Source organism: Pedobacter faecalis (assembly GCF_030182585.1).
In the GTDB taxonomy this organism is placed as follows: Bacteria; Bacteroidota; Bacteroidia; order Sphingobacteriales; family Sphingobacteriaceae; genus Pedobacter; species Pedobacter faecalis.
Genome location: NZ_JARXOW010000001.1, coordinates 646,771 through 664,872, shown reverse-complemented (window position 1 = coordinate 664,872; position 18,102 = coordinate 646,771). Strand labels below are relative to the sequence as shown.

The window sequence follows — 18,102 nt, the reverse complement described above, 5'->3', positions numbered from 1 at the left end:
CCGTCAAATCAGCCATTATTTTTCCTTAAAGCAAAATGGATAACCGGTTAAATTAAAACACACCTGAATATCAGCCAGATATTTTGAAGCGGATTTAAATTTCCTCGTTAAGTTTGAGCAGGAAATCTTTCAGACGTTCCAGGGAGGCGATGATCTTCTGATTTTCTTTCACCTCACCGCTATTGTTTTTCATGTGCTCCTTGGCACCTTTAAGCGTGAAACCCTTATCATCTACCAGGTGAAAGATGATTTTCAAATTTTCGATATCCTCTGGCGTAAAGAGCCTGTTGCCCTTTTTATTCTTCTTAGGCTGCAGTACGTCAAACTCCTTTTCATAAAATCTGATCTGCGAAGCGTTTACACCAAACATCTCGGTTACTTCACCCATGGTGTAGTACATTTTATTGATTTCCCGTTCTTTGTAAGGCATCCCGGTATTGATTATTAACGATTTACAGCTTTTATTTGAAGTTGTCAAACTTAGATAAAGTTTAGCAACAAACCATAGAACCACCGGAAATTTTTTTCGCCCTTTACCTTAGCGGAATTATGCTAATTTTGCCCTATTCAAATCTTATTACATGACAGCTAAGGAAATCAGACAGGCATTTTTGGAGTTTTTTAAATCGAAGCAGCACAATATCGTGCCTTCGGCGCCGATTGTTATAAAAAACGATCCCACGTTAATGTTCACCAACGCGGGGATGAACCAGTTTAAAGACCTGTTCCTTGGCGAAGCCGCAATCAAATACCCGCGTGTGGCCGATACGCAGCGTTGTCTGCGTGTTTCAGGAAAGCATAACGACCTCGAAGAGGTTGGTATCGATACCTATCACCATACGATGTTTGAAATGCTGGGCAATTGGAGCTTTGGCGATTATTTCAAGAAAGAAGCCATTGCCTGGAGCTGGGAATTGCTGACCGAGGTGTATAAGATTCCTAAAGATCAGCTGTACGTCTCTATTTTCGAGGGCGATGAGAAGGAAGGCCTGCCACGGGATACCGAAGCTTACGAATTATGGAAACAGTTTGTTCCGGAAGACCGCATCATCCTGGGAAATAAAAAAGACAATTTCTGGGAAATGGGCGATACAGGACCATGCGGGCCATGCTCGGAGATTCATGTCGACTGCCGCTCTGCCGAAGAGCGTGCGCAGGTAGAAGGCAAGTCGCTGGTCAACGCCGACCATCCTCAGGTCATAGAGATCTGGAATAACGTATTCATGCAGTTTAACCGGTTGAAAGACGGCTCGTTACAGCCTCTACCTGCACAACATGTAGATACGGGTATGGGTTTTGAGCGCTTAGTTCGCGTACTTCAGCAGAAGCAGTCCAATTATGATACCGACGTATTTCAGCCACTCATTCAGCACATCGCTGCGCACGCCGGTGTGGTTTACGGGGCTGATGAAAAAACAGATATTGCGATGCGTGTGATGGCCGACCACATCCGGGCGATTTCCTTTGTGATTGCCGACGGACAATTGCCATCCAATAATAAAGCGGGTTACGTGATCCGCCGCATCCTTCGTCGCGCCGTACGTTATGCGTATACCTTCCTCAACCTTAAAGAGCCTTTCCTGAACCAGCTGGTGCCGGTATTGGCGCAGCAGTTTGAGGGTGTATTTGAAGAGCTTGCCTTGCAGCAGGATTTCGTGCAGAAGGTGATCCTGGAAGAAGAACTTTCCTTCCTGCGCACCCTGGCTACGGGTATACAGCGCTTTGAAAGCTATATCAAAAAACAGGCAGATCACCTGATGTCTGAAAACGCCATAGAGCCTGAAAAGGCCTTTGAAGACCCATGGGTGTACAGCATACTGAAAGATCAGATGGTGATTTCGGGCGAGTTCGCTTTCGAACTGAACGATACCTATGGTTTTCCGATCGACCTGACCGAACTGATGGCCAGGGAGAAAAACTGGCAGGTCGACATGGAGGAATATAATGCTGCTTTACTGCGACAAAAGGAGCGTTCACGCGCGGCTACTTCGATAGATACGGGCGATTGGGTGAATATCAATGAAGATCTGGAGACGGAGTTTACCGGTTACGATGAAGTAGAAGCTGAAACCCAGATCATCAAATACCGTAAGGTTTTGTCTAAAGGTAAAGAGCAATACCAGATCGTATTGAGCAAAACACCTTTCTATGCAGAAGGCGGTGGACAGGTAGGCGATACTGGTCGACTGGAAGATCACAGCCGAATGTTTTCCGTGGAGATCACCGATACACGTAAGGAAAACGGCATCACGGTACATTACAGCGATGCGCTTCCTGAAGATCCGGAGGGTAAGTTTTACGCCGTCATAGATGAGGACAAGCGTCTGCTTACCCAGGCTAACCACACTGCTACACACCTGCTTCACGCTGCATTAAAGCGTGTGCTGGGCAGCCATGTCAACCAAAAAGGTTCCCTTGTAAACGCGGATTACCTGCGGTTCGACTTCTCCCATTTTGCCAAGGTAACCGATGAGCAGCTCGCCGAGATCGAGCACCTCGTAAACCAGAAAGTCAGGGAAAACATTCCTTTAAAAGAGCAGCGTTATGTGCCTTACGATCAGGCAATTTCAAGTGGAGTTACGGCTTTGTTTGGCGAGAAGTATGGCGACCTGGTACGTATCATCACTTTCGACGATCATTACTCAAAAGAACTCTGCGGCGGTACGCATGCCAAGGCTACAGGCGATATCGGATACTTCAAGATAACCGCCGAGAGTGCCGTTGCCGCAGGCGTAAGACGTATCGAGGCGATTACGGCCGACAAAGCTGAAGCTTTTATCCTCGATCAGAACCGTGAGCTTAACGAGCTCAGGGCATTGCTTAAGAACAGCAAAGACCTGAAAGGAAGTGTGCTGGCACTCATCGAAGAAAACAACAAACTGAAGAAAGATGCAGAGAAAGCACTGATAGAGCAGTCGGCCAACCTTAAGCATGAGATCGTTCATCATATGAAGACCCATAACGGCATCAATATGATCGCAACGCATGTCGACCTGCCCTCGGCCGATGCCGTCAAAAACCTGGCTTTTGCGGTGAAGGACCTGGTAGACGACCTGTTCCTGGTACTTACCACACTGATCGACGATAAGCCGGGTATCACCGTAATGCTTTCGGAAAACCTCGTGAAAGATAAAGGCCTGAACGCCTCCAACATTGTGCGCGAACTGGCTAAAGAGATTCAGGGCGGAGGCGGTGGTCAGCCTTTTTACGCCACTGCAGGCGGTAAAAACAAAGACGGACTGGCTAATGTACTTACAAAAGCAGAGGCGCTAATTGCTTAGCGCCTCCTTAACTAAACCGTAATTAAACCACATCAATCCGTCAGCTCTTCCGTATCGTCGTGGGATACATCGCCCAGCAGGGCGTCTGTATTTTGCGCTTTGTCCGGATTGCTCTCTTCCGGATCAGTTTCCGGTACGTAAGCCTCAGGTTTAATATCGCGATCGTGTCCCGGCTTGGCCGGAACAGCGGTGCCCGTCAGGTTTGAACCCAGCGGCTTTTCATGTTCATTTTCCATAATGCCTCCGTTTTTAGGGTGAATACTGGTTTTAAAGGGTAACAAAAAACAATCTCCTTTGTTCACTGTTTTTCCTGAAACAAATCATACAAGGCCATGGAAAAAGATCTGAACCCATACGAATTCACCATCGACATAGATGGAGAACCACATGCCATACGCGTGGAGGTACCACAGGAAGGCGATTATATTGTATATATCAACGGAGAACGCAGCGGACATTTATATACCGTGCAGGGCGACACCAAACTCGAGTGGCGTACCGACGACGAGATCAGTCAGCGCCTGGTCGACGAAATCGGCGCCGACATTCTGCTGCTCGAAAACAACCTGCCCTGATTTTAACATTTCTTAACATTTCAGCATTTAAACTATTTGCCCCTTTAGCCCTCTATATCCATAAAACACGAGGAACTGAAGATGAGAAAGTTAATTTTTACCGCCGCTGTACTTGTCGGACTAAGCACAATGGCATTTGCACAGGATGGAAGGGATAAAGGACAGGTAAGAACACCTGAAGAGCGCGCAAAGAAAATGACCGAACGTTTAAACAAAGACCTTTCACTTACGGCCGACCAGCAGTCGAAGATTTACGCGCTGAACCTTGAGGCAGCTAAAAAAGCCAAAGAGGCTCATGTAAAAGGTGTAAAGAAAGCTAAGGCCGACAGAGCGGCGTTCAAAGCAGCCAGGGAGGCGCATGAGAACCAGATCAACAGTATACTGACCGATCAGCAAAAGGCAACCTACAAAGAATTAAAAGCAAAACGGATGGAAGCGATGAAGGATAGGGTGAAAAAGAAGAGAGGCGCTTAACCAAACGACAACAAGCTGATTATTATAGGGATAAATTGGTTTGGAAGGATGTCTGGCAACAGGCATCCTTTTTTTATTACCGCATTTTATCACCGAATTTGACAATCCCTTAATATGAGAAAGGGTATTTTTGTAACACATGACAATTTCTGAAGACGACCCCATACACACAACACCAGTTTTTAAAAAAGGACAACCCGACGACACCTACAAATACCTGCCGTTGCCCCGGCCTACGGGCGCTTATCCTTATCACTTAGATATTTCCAAAGTTATTCCCGGCATTCGCCGCGATAAAATGACCTTCCAGATGGTAGGCGATACAGGCAGTATGCGCAACCCGGACTTCCTGAAGCTGGTTTCCAGGCAGATGCTAAGCCAGTTTGACGATGTGGACGAATACGGCGACAAACCGGAATTTCTGTATCACCTGGGTGATATCGTGTACAACCATGGCGAAGCCCACGAATACCAGCGTCAGTTTTTTGACCCGTTTAATGGTTATCCGGCGCCTGTGTTTGCCATACCCGGGAACCACGACAGCGATGTCAATCCCCTTAGTAAGGTTCCTTACAACAGTCTGGATACCTTTGTAAGGGTCTTCTGTTCGGAAACACCCAGCGAAGTGGAGTTTAGCGGCGGCAATGCAAGAAAAAGCGGTGTGCAGCCAAATGTATACTGGACTATGGAAACACCGCTGGCGAATTTCATCGGACTAGCCTCCAATGTCCCAAAATTTGGGGTAGTGACACCGGAGCAGCGCAGTTGGTTCATCAAAGAACTTGAATGGGCCAAAAGCGAACATGCTGACAAGGCCTTGTTTGTCTGCATTCACCATTCACCGTATTCGGGCGACATCAACCATGGTTCTAGCATGCCCATGATCGAGATGCTGGAGAGCGCCTACGTCGAGGCAGGCGTGAGGCCGCACGCTGTTTTCAGCGGACACGTGCACAACTACCAGCATTTTGAGAAACACTATCCCGACGGTGGCGTAGTAAATTATATTGTAGCCGGGGGCGGGGGTTACGATGAGCTGCACCCCATAGCCCGTAAAGACGATCCGTACTTCACTGCCGCGCTGCCGGAGTTTGAGGGTGTGCGGCTCGTCAACTACTGCGACGACCGGCATGGCTTTTTAAAGGTACACCTGGAGCGGACTGAAAGTGGTCTGTTGCTCAGCGGAGGATATTTTGCCGTGCGTGCCAAGAACGGTACGGAAGCACCGAAAGAGCCGGAAGACAGTTTCGAGATCCGCATCAACTAAACACAATAGCCCCGGTATACACGCTGTTGGAAATCGCCCGGCGGTCGTCTCTTACAAACGAGATATAGGTATGCGCCGTCAGCCCCTTCAAAGGGGCTGGAACTTCCAGCAATTGTGTCTGCGCTTTACGCTCTACACCACTTATCAGGTACACCGGATTAGATTTATCCGGGAAAAATGCCATCAGCATGGTCTTGTCTTGCGCTCCGGCATGCGGATCGTGCTCATCATAGTCCCAGTAAAACCGGAAACCATCAGCTACTGCCATTACGACGGCGTTTTCGGCAACAGCCAGCTCACCTTCGGTAAGGCGCACCTTATCATACTCGAGAAACTGATTTGGGTACACCCCACCAATGGCATGCTTTAGGTTATACGATTTCGCCGAATTATTCGCGCTGTTGCCATTGCGCAGTGCGGAAAGCTCAAATCCGATGGCGAGATATGGCTTGATGAATTGAAAGAAGGTACCCAGCACCGGCATCCGCTGCAGTACCGCTTTTTGTTTTTCCGAACGGGGCGGTACTACCTGAGGCGCAGCCCTTAAAATGAGTTTGCCTTGTTTAACATAACCGAAGATCGGCCCGATTTTGCCTTTAAAAGGACCCAATGGTCCGTACCTAGCCACACCCATAATACGATAGATTTTATTGATCAGGCTACATTGCCCGACAGCTTAAAGTTAACATACCACACCATTTGCCAAGCATATGCGCTATGAAATGATATGTTTTGACTACAATATCGATCGCCGGGTCGGCCAAAGTTGTGTGAATGACAAGTGGACGACAAGTGGATAACAGGTGGATAACAACTGGAGAATCAGGCTTATCACTAGCTTGTGCCCTAGTCGGCATCAACACGGAACACCCTGCCACCAAACTTAGATAAATCGTAGCTGAGGCCGAGGGTAAACACCCGGGTTTGTTGTTTAGTCCGGCTGTCGATGATCGTGTTGCCCGACAGCACACGTGAAATGTTATTGCCTTGGGCAAGCAGATCGTTCCCGCTCAGGTTAAACCTAAGCGTATTTTTTAAAAAGCCTTTGCTTAAGGCCATGTTGATGATCATTGGGTTGGCCTCCTGAAGGGCATAACCATAGTTGATGCGCTTATATGCGTCAAATCTGATGTGGTAAGATTTCTTAACCGTAAGTTCCGCCTGCATGTTTAAGTTGATGTTCGACACATCACGCAAGGTAGAATCGACCCCGGTGCCACTCCTGGTATTTGCATAGTTTCCGCCCGCCGAGAGCGAGAGCGTTTTTAGTCGCATGCTGCCGCTTACGTTCATCTGGAGCGCATTGCTTCGGAAGAAGGCAGGTGCGCTGATCATGCCCAAACCCATAGGCTGCTGCATATAGGCTGTGCGTAGGAGCGAACCTGCATCATTGTTGTTTGTAACCGAGTAATTCAGGTTCATGCTTACATTGAACTTCTTGAAGTTATAGCGCCCGTTGAGCCTCTGCGCAAAGTTGAGCCCCGAACCGAAGGCCCGCTGATTGTTAAACAGGATTGCCCGGTTAGAGCGACCAATATTGCCGGAGAGACCGAAAAAAAGCTTGTTTTTCAGGAACGGGAAATTGGCGTAATAATTCGCGTTGACTCCGTAATTGCCGTTTACGTTCTCATAGCGGGTGATCTGCCGGTAGCTGTCGAGCGTGTCGGGTATGAGGATTACATGATCCACAATTTCGCGCTGCGTAACGCTGGCATTCAGGCCTGTTTGCACGGAAAAGCCAGTCTTTGCATGATTGTAGTTAAAGCTCAGGCTCATACTATGATTGAAGGACGCTTTCAGGTCGGGGTTGCCAACAACGATATTTTGCAGGTTTTGGGTATTGCGGATCGGCTGAAGTTGATGGATGGAGGGATTGTTGTTGGAGCCGTTATAACTGGCGGAAATAGTCTTGTTTTTCGCAAAGGTTTTGCCTAGACTGGCGCTTGGAGCATAATTGAAAGTGTTGTTTACAAATTTTTGCTTCAGTTTCAGGTCCTCGTTGCTGAGCATGTTGGGCCGCGCATTGATTCCGAAGTTGTACCGGAAATTTTTGCGGCTATAGTTGTAGTTGAGGTTGAGTGATTGGCTCAGGCTGGTTGACCGGAACGACTGGCTGAGCGAGTCGACCAGCGCGACGCGGCCTGTGATATTGTCGTTCACAAAAGTTGATACCTGGCTGGATGACAGGTTGATACTGCCGCTGTAACCCAAGGTAAGGTGACGGTTTACCAGACTGTCTTTAGGTTTTTTAAACCCAAAGCTATAGTTAAACCCCGCATTAAAACCTCGGTTGTCCGACCGGTTAAGGAGGTCGCGATTAAGCACCGAATCTTTTTCGAGGGCGCCTGTGGCTTTGTTGTAGTACAATGTATTCGTATTGATCTGCTGTGTGCCGTTATTTCCTGATGTGGAAACGCCACCGCTGAACGTGATGCGGTGCGGTGATTTTGAAGGCTTGCGGGCAGCTGAGAAAGAAGCGTTCAGGTTGGGTGTCGAGTTCTTCGACTGTGTGCTGTTGCGCAAATCTTGCCGGACGAGGCCGAATTGATTGGTCGCCGAGCTGTTTGCCGCATCGGAGCGGTTTAAAGCACCGTTGAAGTTAGCGGTGAAGAAGAGCTTCTTGTTATTAAAATGCAGGTTACCGTTCAAGTGGTGACGGCTTCCGCCATTGTCGCCAGCACTTCTGGAATTGTTCACAAAAGTTCCCTCTGGATATACAGATTCCATAACCTGCTCCTGAGAGAAGGCGTTGCTGTTATTTCCGAAATTGTATCCAAAGCCGCCGCGGGTATATTTACCGAACTTGTCGTTATGACTGAACCCTCCGGTAATGTTTCTGCTTGTTCCGGCTCCGTTGTTTTGGGTTCCGATATTGCCCTGAGCGGAGGTCTGCTTTCCGCCCTTCCAGAGATTGCCGCTGAGGCCGCTTCCGATCATGTCGTTGGATCCCGCATTTGCAGATGCGTTGCCGAAGGTGCCGTTGTCCATACCCGGTTTGGTGACAATGTTCAGCAACTTTCTGGGTTCGCCCACCTTAATACCCGTAAAGTTCGCCTCATCCCCAAAATCGTCGATGACCTGAATTTTAGATACGATACCGGCAGGCAGGCGCCGGATGAACTCATTGACGTCGCCAGTAAAGAAATCTTCACCGTTTACCCTCAACTTAACCATCTGCTTGCCCATGGACTTCACGTTGTACTGGTCGTCGACCTCCATGCCTGGAAACTGCTTGATCAGATCTGCTACGTTATCGCCCTCAAGCACCTGAAAGGCTTCGGCATTGAACTCCACTGTGTCTTGCATGAACCTGACCGGGTTGGGTTTGCCTTTGATGACCACTTCTTTAAGCATTTGGTTGGACGGCTTCAGTTCGATAGGCTCGAGCCGCTTATGTCGTTCTTTTTCTGTAAAGCTATGCTCAAAGCTGACTTTTTGATAGGCAACACTGCTGATCTCCAGCGAAAACTTATTGACGGTTATTTTTGAAAAGCTGAAATAGCCTTCGGAATCGGTTATGCTTTTAAGCGTATCTTTTTCGGAGATCAGCAGCACTGTGGCGCCAGATATGGCCGTTTTAGCGGTATCGGTTATGCTGCCGGAGACCTTTCGGCTTTGTTGGGCGTGGAGACTCAGACTTCCGAAAAAAATAAGAAGCGTGACGATGAACCGAAGAGCAGGAGAGCGTTTCAAAACAAATGGTTATGAAACAAATATAAGGTTTTAGCCTTAAAATTGATTTTCTGATCGAGCTCATCTCTCATTCGCTTGATAGAAGTTTCTGCAAAGTAAGCTGTTAAAGACAAACGGCTTGCATGAACTTTTGACGAAAAATTAATGCGCTTTACCTACAGCGCTTTGATTTCCTCGAGGGAAAGCCCAGTGAGTTCCGAGATTTCAGCGTCACTGGCTCCTTTCTGTTTGAGTTTTCGGGCGATCTGCATTTTAAGGTCATGGGCGATCTGCAATATGCGTTCTTCTGCTTCTCTAGATGCTTCGTCATATGCTTCCTGCGCAGCTTGCTTCTTAGCCCACTCAATACCTGCGTTCCAATCAGATTTGGCTTTGAGATCTGAATCGTAAAGTTCTTGTTCTTCTTTAGTCATTTTGCTTACCTCCGCAATTTTAAAGATCTTTTGAAAAACCCTTTTGTCTAGGATTGCAGGGATTTTGTCCAGACTGCTCAGGTTCTTCAATATGTAAAACCATTTGTCCAGGTCGGTCTGCAATTCCGCTTCGCTCTTATCAAAGTTAGGCAATTCCAGGAATTTATAACCCATGCCATTGTGAAAAACCTTGCCGGTCTTAAGATTTGCCAGTTTGATGTTATGCAAGTAGTCGCCGTCGGATTCCTTGAAAGAAAACTCCATAATGCCGATCAGATATACCTCACTGAGAGCTGAGGACCAATTGGAGCTGTCTTTGGCCAGTTGGGAGCTGATCAATCTTGACATATAGAACACGCAGCGGTCGCTGAAGAACTCCTGATCGGTACGTTGCATTTCGATGATAAACTTTTCACCGTCGGCGCCGGTGCAGGTGAGGTCGAAAAGCACTTTTTTCTCTTTTGAACTAGCTCCGTTTATTTCGGTCGGACTGTAACTGATGTCGGCAATGACTTTCTCGCCCTCAAAGAGAACGTTTAGAAAGTCGATCATAATGTCTTTGTCGGGTTCGCTCCCGAAGAGGCGTTTGAAACCAAAGTCGGTAAGCGGGTCGAGGAATCTGGATGTAATTGGCATAAGAATTATTTCAGCAAACCTATGCAGATCTGTGCAGAAAAGCCAAGTTTCAAAATAATAATTATCTACACAAAATATTGATAAACAATGCTGTATACTGCTTTATATAGCGTGTTTGTGTAATTTGAATTGGTCTTCCTTACGACTTACCAACGCCGGTAACTTCTATTTCAGACCTTTCCGTGCTAATCAATCTTCCAGGAAAAAGATAATAATAATGTATCGAAGTAAAGCCTTAAATTTTGAGTAGCTCTTCCAGTTTTTTAGTGAGAAGGCCCTGGGAGTAACCACCCATGAATCTATCAGTACACCGTCCGGACTTATGATAATATAATGTGGTATTCCACTTACGCCATACCTGGCGGCCAGCCCGGACATTCCTTTGCCATCGGTCAGATGCATGGGCCACGACCATGCTCCAGAAATCGATAAGTAAATATTTGCCTTTAAAGTCTGACAAGGTATGCACTGTACCGTCCAGACTCTTCAATGCCGTGTCAGCCATCTTTTCTCCCAGTTTCACGACGACTGGTGGATAAGGGAGGGTACGGATTTCCTGTCCCGAATGACTTTCCCGTTCTGTCGCCGGCAAAGACTGTCGGAATATCACTAACTTTATGCCGCAGCAAACGCCTTAAACTGTAAACCCAGTTCGAAATTATGCAACTGCAGTTATATAACATCAAGCCAAAGCTTGCGCCTTACGTAAAGTCGATTTGTACCATGGAATGCGATAAGGATGCAGATACGAGCCATGTCCGTGTTTTGCCAGACGCTTGTGTGGAAATTTTTCTCAACTATACAAGTTCGCCTGTGGCGGTGATTGATGAGCGATTGTACACGCGAAGCATCGTAACATTCAGGATGAACCGGTATGCGGATGTTCGAATGCGAAAAGGATCCGGTTGTGTCGCCCTGTGCTTTTATCCCGGAATGGCACAGCGTTTTTTCAAGATCCCGATGAGTGAACTAGCCAATACCACTACGCCGCTTTCTGATCTTTGGAAGTCGAGTTCGGGTATTCTGGAAGAGCAACTGGAACTCAGTAGTTCAGCGCTGGAGAAAGTTAATATCTTGCAGAACTATCTCATTGCACAGCTTATGGGCAGCAAAACGGATGCTGTCTTTGTATATTGTATGAAGCATATTGAACATGCAAAGGGTAATCTTTCCGCGGGTGACATCAGTGGTCTCTCCGGATTGAGTCAGCGCCAGCTTTCCAGAAAGTTTGGTCATAACCTGGGTTTACCGCCGAAGGAGTACTTGCGGGTCACCCGGTTCATTTACTCTCTACAGCAATTAAAATACTATCCGAATCATTCGCTTACTGAGCTCGCTCATAGATCTGGGTATTATGATCAGGCACATTTTATAAGGGATTATAAGGAATTTACAGGGAGTACGCCGGGTGTATTGGTGCGCTCGGATCATATTTTGTATTGATGTCCGTTTTGTACAATTTGCCATGCTTTCGTTGCCCTACCTTTGAGCTTTAAATTAAACAGAGATGAGGAAACTAATTTTAGGATTGGCCGTTACGCTTGACGGTTATATCGAAGGTCCAAACGGTGAATATGATTGGTGCTTCACGGACCAGGATTATGGTCTGAATGAATTTTATGAGCGGATCGATGCGATGTTTATCGGGCGGAAAAGCTATGAAACTTTGCAAAAGCATGTGGCTGAGCATGGGGGTGAAGCTGTTCCCGGCATGCCTCCGCTTCAAGAATATGTGTTTTCGAATACACTACAAGAGGTGAAGGAGGGCGCGGTGTTGGTTTCGGGCGATAGTATGATCGAGGCCCAGCGCCTGAAGGAAATGCCGGGCAAAGACATTTGGTTGTTCGGTGGTGCCTCTCTGAATGAGGCCATGATGAAGGCTGGGCTAGTGGATGAGTTGTGGTTATCGGTACACCCGATATTGCTTGGCAGCGGAAGGCCATTGTTTACCGGACAGGACCATCGTTCGCAGCTTACTTTGCTGGAAAGTAAGACTTATGAAACGGGTTTGGTATCGCTGCGTTATGATATCTTAAGGTAGGGCTTGACTTTGAGATCTGAATCGTAAAGTTCCTGTTCTTCTTTAGTCATTTTTGTTGTCTGCCTAACTCTGAAGTTTGTGCACTTCTTCCAATGACAAGCCAGTTCCTGCAGAAACTTGCTCCGCGGTAAAGCCACGTTTGAGGAAGTTAAGAGCTATCCTCAATGTTGCTTCGTGATCGGCCTGCTTCTTAGCCCACTCAATCCCTGCGTTCCAGTCAGATTTGGCTTTGAGATCTGAATCGTAAAGTTCTTGTTCTTCTTTAGTCATTTTGCTTACCTCCGCAATTTTAAAGATCTTTTGAAAAACTCTTTTGTCGAGGATTGCAGGTATCTTGTCCAGACTGCTCAGGTTTTTTAAAACATAAAACCATTTGTCCAGGTCGGTCTGCAATTCCGCTTCGCTCTTATCAAAGTTAGGCAATTCCAGGAATTTATAACCCATGCCATTGTGAAAAACCTTGCCGGTCTTAAGATTTGCCAACTTGATATTATGCAGATAGTCGCCATCGGATTCCCTGAAAGAAAACTCCATGATCCCGATTAAATAGACCTCACTGAGGGCTGAAGACCAGTTGGAACTGTCTTTGGTCAGTTGGGAGCTGATCAATCTTGACATATAAAACACGCAGCGGTCGCTGAAGAACTCCTGATCGGTGCGCTGCATTTCAATAATAAACTTTTCTCCATCGACACCAGTGCAGGTGAGGTCGAGAAGCACTTTTTTCTCTTTTGAACTAGCTCCGTTTATTTCGGTCGGACTGTAACTGATGTCGGCAATGACTTTCTCGCCCTCAAAGAGAACGTTTAGAAAATCGATCATGATGTCTTTGTCGGGTTCGCTCCCGAAGAGGCGTTTGAAACCAAAGTCGGTAAGCGGGTCGAGGAATCTGGATGTAATTGGCATAAGAATTATTTCAGCAAACCTATGCAGATCTGTGCAGAAAAGCCAAGTTTCAAAATAATAATTATTTACACAAAATATTGATGGTCAGCTTATTATATTGATGTGGAGCGAGGAGGTGAGATACCGCTATGAGAATGGTTAAATTTATCGCCATCGCGATTGACCCAATAACTCACGCACAATTGAATTCACGTTTGAGTATATTTGTTAATCAACAAATCGTTGTTATGAAAAATGAGTATCTGGAAAGCGTATTAAAGCAGTTTTTGTACTACAAAATGCTGGGCGATAGAACCTTTGATCAGCTTACAGAAGAACAGTTGTTTATGCAGCATAATCCGGACAGCAACAGCATCGCGACGATCGTTAAGCATATGGCGGGTAATATGCTTAGCCGCTGGACAGATTTGTTAACGACCGACGGAGAAAAGCCCTGGCGCAACCGTGACGCTGAGTTTGAGAATGATCTGGGTTCAAAGCAAGAGATGCTGAAATTATGGGAGCAGGGCTGGAAGGTTTTACTGGATAGCCTTCGCTCGCTATTCGATGATGACCTTAGCAAAATTGTCTATATCCGTAACGAGGGCCACACGGTGATGGAAGCAATTAACCGGCAACTGGCACATTATCCTTATCATGTCGGGCAAATCGTTTATATCGGCAAGATGCTGTCTTCTAACTGGCAGTCTTTATCTATTCCAAAGGGAAATTCAGCGGCGTTCAATGCCGATAAATTTGCGCAGGAAAGGCATCGCGGGCACTTTACTGATGAGGTTCTGAATCCGAAGGGCTCTACTGAAGACTGAAATCTAGAGTATTGTAGTTTGAAAGGCCAAGAAATTTTTTAAGATCTTCAGATTTTACTTTTGTGGTTTTTCCGGCCTCGAATTCTGCCAAACTAGATTCGACCTTTTTAACAAAGTCCCGATCATAAGGTTCAACCTCTTCTTGGGTAAAAGGAACGCCTAAGGCCTTTAGTGCGCTTTTAACTTGTGAAAGTTGCCTTTTATCTCTTGGCTGAACAATAAGTTTTTGCATATAACAAATATACGCGATTTTACTGTACGTATGTCCCATAAGCAAAGTTAAGTATAACATGTAATTCAACCCAACATTTCCAAGGAAATGTGTTATATTAAAGTATTGATTTACAGCTAAATAAAATGAATTCTATTGAGGTATTTTGAAGAATAACATCTTAGCACCGTCTTTAGAACCATGGCCGCTCTTAACATTATGTCCTGAAAAAAGTTTACTATTGCGAAACTTTAGTTAAATTTATAAAGGGACACCCGTAAAGGGAAAACGCTAATTAAATGTCTGCTCGACGTGCTTATACTGATCTGGAACTGGTGGCTTTGCTGAAGCAGGGCGATGCTAGTGCTATGACCGAACTTTACGAACGGTATTGGGATAAGCTGCTGGCTGTGGCGCTGAATCGTCTGGAGCATCTGGAGGAGGCTGAAGAATGTGTGCAGGATGTGTTTCTGAAATTGTGGAAGCTGAGGGATAAACTCGAACTGAAATATACACTCGCTACCTATCTGGCGGCAGCGGTGCGGTACCGGGTGTATGACTTACTTGCGGGGCAATACTATAAACAAAAGCATGCTACCGGGGAGCTTACGGAGGCAGAAAGCGGGTTGAGCGATGAGTTATCGGCCGATGCGCAATTGCTGGAGAAGGAACTTCTGGAACAGATCGAAGCATCTGTGCGGCAGTTGCCCGAGAAGTGCCGCATCGTATATCGTATGAGCCGGGAACAGGGCCTGACGAACAAGCAGATCGCCGAGGAATTAAATATTTCGGAGAAGGCGGTCGAAGCACATATGTCGAGGGCTTTTAAAGGAATCAGAAACAATTTAGCGGTGGCGGTGCCGATTGCTGTGTTGGTATTGGGCGGCGCAGTATAACTATGAACTTCTTCGCTTAACCATTTTAGCAATTGCCCTTTAAATTGCTTTTAGGTTAAAAGCATATTTTTGATAGCTTATTATGCCTTTATTATTTTCATTTTCTAGCCAACCTAGCTCCTCATGACTGATGTCTACGATCTGCTGTGTGGTTTTGCCTTTAAACTTGTTTAACACTTTGTTCAAAACCTGCTGCTCGACATCAGTAAAGGTGTACGTTCCATTGGCTTCGGACTGGATGATCTCGCCGTAGTTCCCATCTTTCAGTAACTTGGGAACAATACTGATGCTGCCATCATCACATAGTTTCATATATAGTTTATCGTATTCTACAGGCACAGGCCCGTATGGTATGGCTCTATAAGCTATTCCCGTCATAGAATGCGCAGTGCTTTTGAACATTACAAAGTCGCAATAGAATAATATTTTATTCATCTTGGTCTTATATAAATCGATCTTAGGGCTGAAAAAACTGATAAGTGCTGCGATTTTATCTAACCTTGGCGTTTGATACCCATTGAACTCGGACGGGCAGGGATCGCCAAAAATGTGTCGATAAAGCAGGTTATTCCATTGATCATGCTTCTGTTCTTCCTGCAATTTCCTAGCTCTGTCTGTAAGCTTTTGCTGCTCTTTACCAGTTAAAAGATGGCTGCTTGCTTCTATTTGCCGGATGAATGCTTCCGGCTGCTTAACAGATAAAACAAGGCGACCGTTCGCAACAGAGGGCATCTCTCCTGCCTCGTAGAGGCGATAGGCATTGCTGCCCAATCCAAGAACCAATGACATTTTTGTAGATGAAAGTCCGTATTGCTCCCGTATTGAGCTAATTTCGTCGGGAAAGGGAATCCCATATTTCTCCCTGTACATATTATAAACCTGGGTCTGATTAATGCCATCCAATTTATCATCTGTAAACTCCTCATCTGAATCTTCACAATAATAATAATGGAAGTTGATCGTAAATGCTTCTTTTCTGAAATACAAATCAGCTTTTTTGTTTAAGACAGGCATTACTTTGCTAGTGATCGGACTTTTCATATTTTGTCTATTTCAAAGGATATTTTAAGGGGTATTCTGCCGGGTGAAAAGAAATGCAAATTACCGGATTGTTTTTAACTCCCATTGATATTTTAATATAAATCTCTACACCCTTTACTAATTTACCGAACACCCATAAGCTTGCCAAGCCATAAAGCCGGTCGTCAACCGGGCCCTGGACATAGTCTGTAACTACAAGTCCCAAAACAATTTCTTTTCTCTTTGCAGGGCTGATCTCCAGGTCTAATAAGGTTTGGGTGTTTTTGAAACGATCATTTCTAAACACAATTTGAAATATACCAGCCTTTACTTTAAATTCCTGAAGAAAGAAATTCACTTCATCTTTGCTACTCAATGCGAGATCAGTTAATTAGTTGTAGTATTCTTTTTGCAAAGATAGAATGGTAAACTTATACGTGCAACTATTAATTGAATTTTATTATATATTCAACTTTGTCGTTGAATTTAATATTTTTTAAATCTCAATTTTACGGTGCTTCATGATAATTTTTTTCTGCGGGACCTAGGGTTGCGTTATTTTTTGCCGTCTATATAGGAAAGGCAATTTAAATGAACGGCAATTTTGATAGGGCATATTTGCAGGAACTGGCTTGCAAATGGAAAAAGGGGCAGTTGACCGACCAGGAATGGGAATATCTGCGTAACTGGGATGAAAGTATGCTGGATGATTTGCTGTTATTGCCCGACAGCTCCGGCGGACCGGATGTGGTAAAAAGCCGGATGTTGAATAAGGTGCTTGCGGGGATGCTTGCAGAGGCCCGAGGGGAGAGCACAGAAATTGACAGGGATGGCAATGGACTCAAGGATAAACAGCCTTATAAACTATGGCCGCGGATTGTAGCTGTGGCTGCCGCTGTGGCGACTATCGTATTCGGGTTATGGTTCTTTAATGACCAATCGGGCCGTCATTCCGACGACAGGAGGAATCTCATAGACTATGCCAGTGACGTTGCACCGGGTAATTATGGTGCAACAATTACCTTGGCTGATGGAAAAACGATCGTATTGGATAGTGAGAAAAAGGGTGTGGTTGTTGGAGCGGAGTTGAGGTACGAAGATGGGAGTGAGGTGGGGTCATCTCGAACCGAAGGGAGAGATCTCTTGAGGGACAGGAGGTCTCTCGGTTCCCTCGAGATGACGGAGGCAAGGATAACGGCTGCGACCGCCAATGGACAAACCTACGCCTTTACATTACCAGATGGAACAAAAGTATGGCTTAACGCTGCTTCTAAAATAGAATTTCCGATATCATTCAAAGGGTTAGTCAAGCGGGAAGTAATAGTGAGTGGCGAAGCCTACTTTGAAGTATTTAGAGATAAAGCTCAACCGTTTGTGGTGAACACCAAAAATTTGAGGAACGGACAATACCAGCGGGTGGAGGTTTTGGGTACGCACTTTAACATTAATGCCTACGGTGAGGACGGCGCAATTAAAACAACCCTGCTTGAAGGAAGTGTTTCCGTTTCGTCATTGCGAGGAGGAACGACGCGGCAACCTCAACTTCTGAAACCCAACCAGCAATCGGTATTTACCAACCAGATCAAGATACAGAACGTAGATGCAGAAAATGCCGTGGCCTGGAAAGAAGGAAACTTTATGTTCGATCATGAAAACCTGGAAAGCGCTATGAATAAAATAGCGAGATGGTATAATGTGCAACTGGAGTATAAAGACAACAGCGTGAAGCAGGAAACCTTCTACGGCAAGTTCAGCAGGTTTGATAAGCTATCGACCACCCTGAAAACCCTGGAACGAACGGGAGTAGTGAAGTTTGAAATTACCGGAAACAAGGTCATTATCGATAAGAAATAACCGATAGAAAAGATCATATTATATAACCA

At 45.8% G+C, this 18,102-nt stretch carries 19 protein-coding genes; 9 read left to right on the top strand and 10 right to left on the bottom strand.

Features of this window, described 5'->3' with window-relative positions:
- Positions 1 to 94: 94 nt before the first annotated feature.
- Positions 95 to 430, bottom strand: a complete 336-nt coding sequence (locus QEP07_RS02925; RefSeq protein ID WP_256005624.1) for a MerR family transcriptional regulator — start codon at positions 428 to 430, stop codon at positions 95 to 97.
- Between the two features lie 151 nt (positions 431 to 581).
- On the opposite strand from QEP07_RS02925, the gene alaS reads away from it, so the two are divergent.
- Positions 582 to 3,281, top strand: coding sequence for an alanine--tRNA ligase (alaS, locus tag QEP07_RS02920; RefSeq protein ID WP_285008454.1), 2,700 nt, complete (start codon positions 582 to 584; stop codon positions 3,279 to 3,281).
- A 32-nt stretch (positions 3,282 to 3,313) separates the two neighbouring features.
- On the opposite strand, the gene QEP07_RS02915 is transcribed toward alaS, so the two are convergent.
- Complete coding sequence (locus QEP07_RS02915; RefSeq protein WP_256005629.1) at positions 3,314 to 3,517, bottom strand: hypothetical protein; 204 nt, start codon at positions 3,515 to 3,517, stop codon at positions 3,314 to 3,316.
- Between the two features lie 96 nt (positions 3,518 to 3,613).
- Here QEP07_RS02915 and QEP07_RS02910 point away from each other — a divergent pair, with 96 nt between their 5' ends.
- The 3 genes from QEP07_RS02910 (at position 3,614) to QEP07_RS02900 (ending at position 5,597) form a co-directional block, all read left to right on the top strand.
- Positions 3,614 to 3,856 carry a hypothetical protein gene (locus tag QEP07_RS02910; protein ID WP_285008453.1) on the top strand — a complete coding sequence of 81 codons (243 nt, stop codon included), beginning with the start codon at positions 3,614 to 3,616 and terminating at the stop codon, positions 3,854 to 3,856.
- An 81-nt stretch (positions 3,857 to 3,937) separates the two neighbouring features.
- Positions 3,938 to 4,330: a DUF4890 domain-containing protein gene (locus QEP07_RS02905; RefSeq protein ID WP_285008452.1), complete on the top strand. Its 393-nt coding sequence runs from the start codon at positions 3,938 to 3,940 to the stop codon at positions 4,328 to 4,330.
- Between the two features lie 139 nt (positions 4,331 to 4,469).
- Positions 4,470 to 5,597, top strand: a complete 1,128-nt coding sequence (locus tag QEP07_RS02900) for a metallophosphoesterase family protein (protein ID WP_285008451.1) — start codon at positions 4,470 to 4,472, stop codon at positions 5,595 to 5,597.
- On the opposite strand, the gene QEP07_RS02895 is transcribed toward QEP07_RS02900, so the two are convergent.
- The 4 genes from QEP07_RS02895 to QEP07_RS02880 form a co-directional block, all read right to left on the bottom strand.
- Complete coding sequence (locus tag QEP07_RS02895) at positions 5,590 to 6,231, bottom strand: DUF6266 family protein (protein WP_285008450.1); 642 nt, start codon at positions 6,229 to 6,231, stop codon at positions 5,590 to 5,592. The genes QEP07_RS02900 and QEP07_RS02895 overlap by 8 nt on opposite strands.
- A 212-nt stretch (positions 6,232 to 6,443) precedes the next feature.
- On the bottom strand, positions 6,444 to 9,290 hold the full coding sequence (locus tag QEP07_RS02890) for an outer membrane beta-barrel protein (protein ID WP_285008449.1): 2,847 nt from the start codon (positions 9,288 to 9,290) through the stop codon (positions 6,444 to 6,446).
- A 155-nt stretch (positions 9,291 to 9,445) separates the two neighbouring features.
- Positions 9,446 to 10,339, bottom strand: a complete 894-nt coding sequence (locus QEP07_RS02885; protein ID WP_285008448.1) for an Rpn family recombination-promoting nuclease/putative transposase — start codon at positions 10,337 to 10,339, stop codon at positions 9,446 to 9,448.
- Between the two features lie 235 nt (positions 10,340 to 10,574).
- Positions 10,575 to 10,949, bottom strand: coding sequence for a TlpA family protein disulfide reductase (locus QEP07_RS02880; protein ID WP_285008447.1), 375 nt, complete (start codon positions 10,947 to 10,949; stop codon positions 10,575 to 10,577).
- Between the two features lie 50 nt (positions 10,950 to 10,999).
- Between QEP07_RS02880 and QEP07_RS02875 the strand changes: the two genes are divergently transcribed.
- Together QEP07_RS02875 and QEP07_RS02870 are read left to right on the top strand one after the other, a co-directional pair.
- Complete coding sequence (locus QEP07_RS02875) at positions 11,000 to 11,782, top strand: AraC family transcriptional regulator (RefSeq protein ID WP_285008446.1); 783 nt, start codon at positions 11,000 to 11,002, stop codon at positions 11,780 to 11,782.
- A 64-nt stretch (positions 11,783 to 11,846) separates the two neighbouring features.
- A complete protein-coding gene (locus QEP07_RS02870) occupies positions 11,847 to 12,380 on the top strand; it encodes a dihydrofolate reductase family protein (RefSeq protein WP_285008445.1) in 534 nt (177 codons plus the stop codon).
- A gap of 63 nt (positions 12,381 to 12,443) precedes the next feature.
- Here QEP07_RS02870 and QEP07_RS02865 read toward each other — a convergent pair whose 3' ends face one another.
- A complete protein-coding gene (locus QEP07_RS02865; RefSeq protein ID WP_285008444.1) occupies positions 12,444 to 13,286 on the bottom strand; it encodes an Rpn family recombination-promoting nuclease/putative transposase in 843 nt (280 codons plus the stop codon).
- A 227-nt stretch (positions 13,287 to 13,513) separates the two neighbouring features.
- Here QEP07_RS02865 and QEP07_RS02860 point away from each other — a divergent pair, with 227 nt between their 5' ends.
- Complete coding sequence (locus tag QEP07_RS02860; protein ID WP_285008443.1) at positions 13,514 to 14,092, top strand: DUF1572 domain-containing protein; 579 nt, start codon at positions 13,514 to 13,516, stop codon at positions 14,090 to 14,092.
- Here QEP07_RS02860 and QEP07_RS02855 read toward each other — a convergent pair.
- The gene (locus tag QEP07_RS02855) at positions 14,079 to 14,324 is read right to left on the bottom strand and encodes a DUF2683 family protein (protein ID WP_285008442.1); all 246 of its coding nucleotides are present in this window, start codon (positions 14,322 to 14,324) and stop codon (positions 14,079 to 14,081) included. The genes QEP07_RS02860 and QEP07_RS02855 overlap by 14 nt on opposite strands.
- A 278-nt stretch (positions 14,325 to 14,602) precedes the next feature.
- On the opposite strand from QEP07_RS02855, the gene QEP07_RS02850 reads away from it, so the two are divergent.
- Positions 14,603 to 15,199, top strand: coding sequence for an RNA polymerase sigma-70 factor (locus QEP07_RS02850; protein WP_285008441.1), 597 nt, complete (start codon positions 14,603 to 14,605; stop codon positions 15,197 to 15,199).
- Between the two features lie 39 nt (positions 15,200 to 15,238).
- Here QEP07_RS02850 and QEP07_RS02845 read toward each other — a convergent pair whose 3' ends face one another.
- Both QEP07_RS02845 and QEP07_RS02840 read right to left on the bottom strand, forming a co-directional pair.
- Positions 15,239 to 16,240: a type II toxin-antitoxin system antitoxin SocA domain-containing protein gene (locus QEP07_RS02845; RefSeq protein WP_285008440.1), complete on the bottom strand. Its 1,002-nt coding sequence runs from the start codon at positions 16,238 to 16,240 to the stop codon at positions 15,239 to 15,241.
- 7 nt (positions 16,241 to 16,247) lie between these two features.
- A complete protein-coding gene (locus QEP07_RS02840) occupies positions 16,248 to 16,595 on the bottom strand; it encodes a hypothetical protein (RefSeq protein WP_285008439.1) in 348 nt (115 codons plus the stop codon).
- 215 nt (positions 16,596 to 16,810) lie between these two features.
- Here QEP07_RS02840 and QEP07_RS02835 point away from each other — a divergent pair, with 215 nt between their 5' ends.
- Positions 16,811 to 18,073 carry a FecR family protein gene (locus QEP07_RS02835; RefSeq protein ID WP_285008438.1) on the top strand — a complete coding sequence of 421 codons (1,263 nt, stop codon included), beginning with the start codon at positions 16,811 to 16,813 and terminating at the stop codon, positions 18,071 to 18,073.
- Positions 18,074 to 18,102 lie beyond the last annotated feature (29 nt).

Excerpts from the sequence above, each read along its gene's own strand:
- QEP07_RS02925 (WP_256005624.1), bottom strand. The coding sequence starts at position 430 with ATGCCTTACAAAGAACGGGAAATCAATAAAATGTACTACACCATGGGT.
- alaS (WP_285008454.1), top strand. The coding sequence starts at position 582 with ATGACAGCTAAGGAAATCAGACAGGCATTTTTGGAGTTTTTTAAATCG.
- QEP07_RS02915 (WP_256005629.1), bottom strand. The coding sequence starts at position 3,517 with ATGGAAAATGAACATGAAAAGCCGCTGGGTTCAAACCTGACGGGCACC.
- QEP07_RS02910 (WP_285008453.1), top strand. The coding sequence starts at position 3,614 with ATGGAAAAAGATCTGAACCCATACGAATTCACCATCGACATAGATGGA.
- QEP07_RS02905 (WP_285008452.1), top strand. The coding sequence starts at position 3,938 with ATGAGAAAGTTAATTTTTACCGCCGCTGTACTTGTCGGACTAAGCACA.
- QEP07_RS02900 (WP_285008451.1), top strand. The coding sequence starts at position 4,470 with ATGACAATTTCTGAAGACGACCCCATACACACAACACCAGTTTTTAAA.
- QEP07_RS02895 (WP_285008450.1), bottom strand. The coding sequence starts at position 6,231 with ATGGGTGTGGCTAGGTACGGACCATTGGGTCCTTTTAAAGGCAAAATC.
- QEP07_RS02885 (WP_285008448.1), bottom strand. The coding sequence starts at position 10,339 with ATGCCAATTACATCCAGATTCCTCGACCCGCTTACCGACTTTGGTTTC.
- QEP07_RS02875 (WP_285008446.1), top strand. The coding sequence starts at position 11,000 with ATGCAACTGCAGTTATATAACATCAAGCCAAAGCTTGCGCCTTACGTA.
- QEP07_RS02870 (WP_285008445.1), top strand. The coding sequence starts at position 11,847 with ATGAGGAAACTAATTTTAGGATTGGCCGTTACGCTTGACGGTTATATC.
- QEP07_RS02865 (WP_285008444.1), bottom strand. The coding sequence starts at position 13,286 with ATGCCAATTACATCCAGATTCCTCGACCCGCTTACCGACTTTGGTTTC.
- QEP07_RS02860 (WP_285008443.1), top strand. The coding sequence starts at position 13,514 with ATGAAAAATGAGTATCTGGAAAGCGTATTAAAGCAGTTTTTGTACTAC.
- QEP07_RS02855 (WP_285008442.1), bottom strand. The coding sequence starts at position 14,324 with ATGCAAAAACTTATTGTTCAGCCAAGAGATAAAAGGCAACTTTCACAA.
- QEP07_RS02850 (WP_285008441.1), top strand. The coding sequence starts at position 14,603 with ATGTCTGCTCGACGTGCTTATACTGATCTGGAACTGGTGGCTTTGCTG.
- QEP07_RS02845 (WP_285008440.1), bottom strand. The coding sequence starts at position 16,240 with ATGAAAAGTCCGATCACTAGCAAAGTAATGCCTGTCTTAAACAAAAAA.
- QEP07_RS02835 (WP_285008438.1), top strand. The coding sequence starts at position 16,811 with ATGAACGGCAATTTTGATAGGGCATATTTGCAGGAACTGGCTTGCAAA.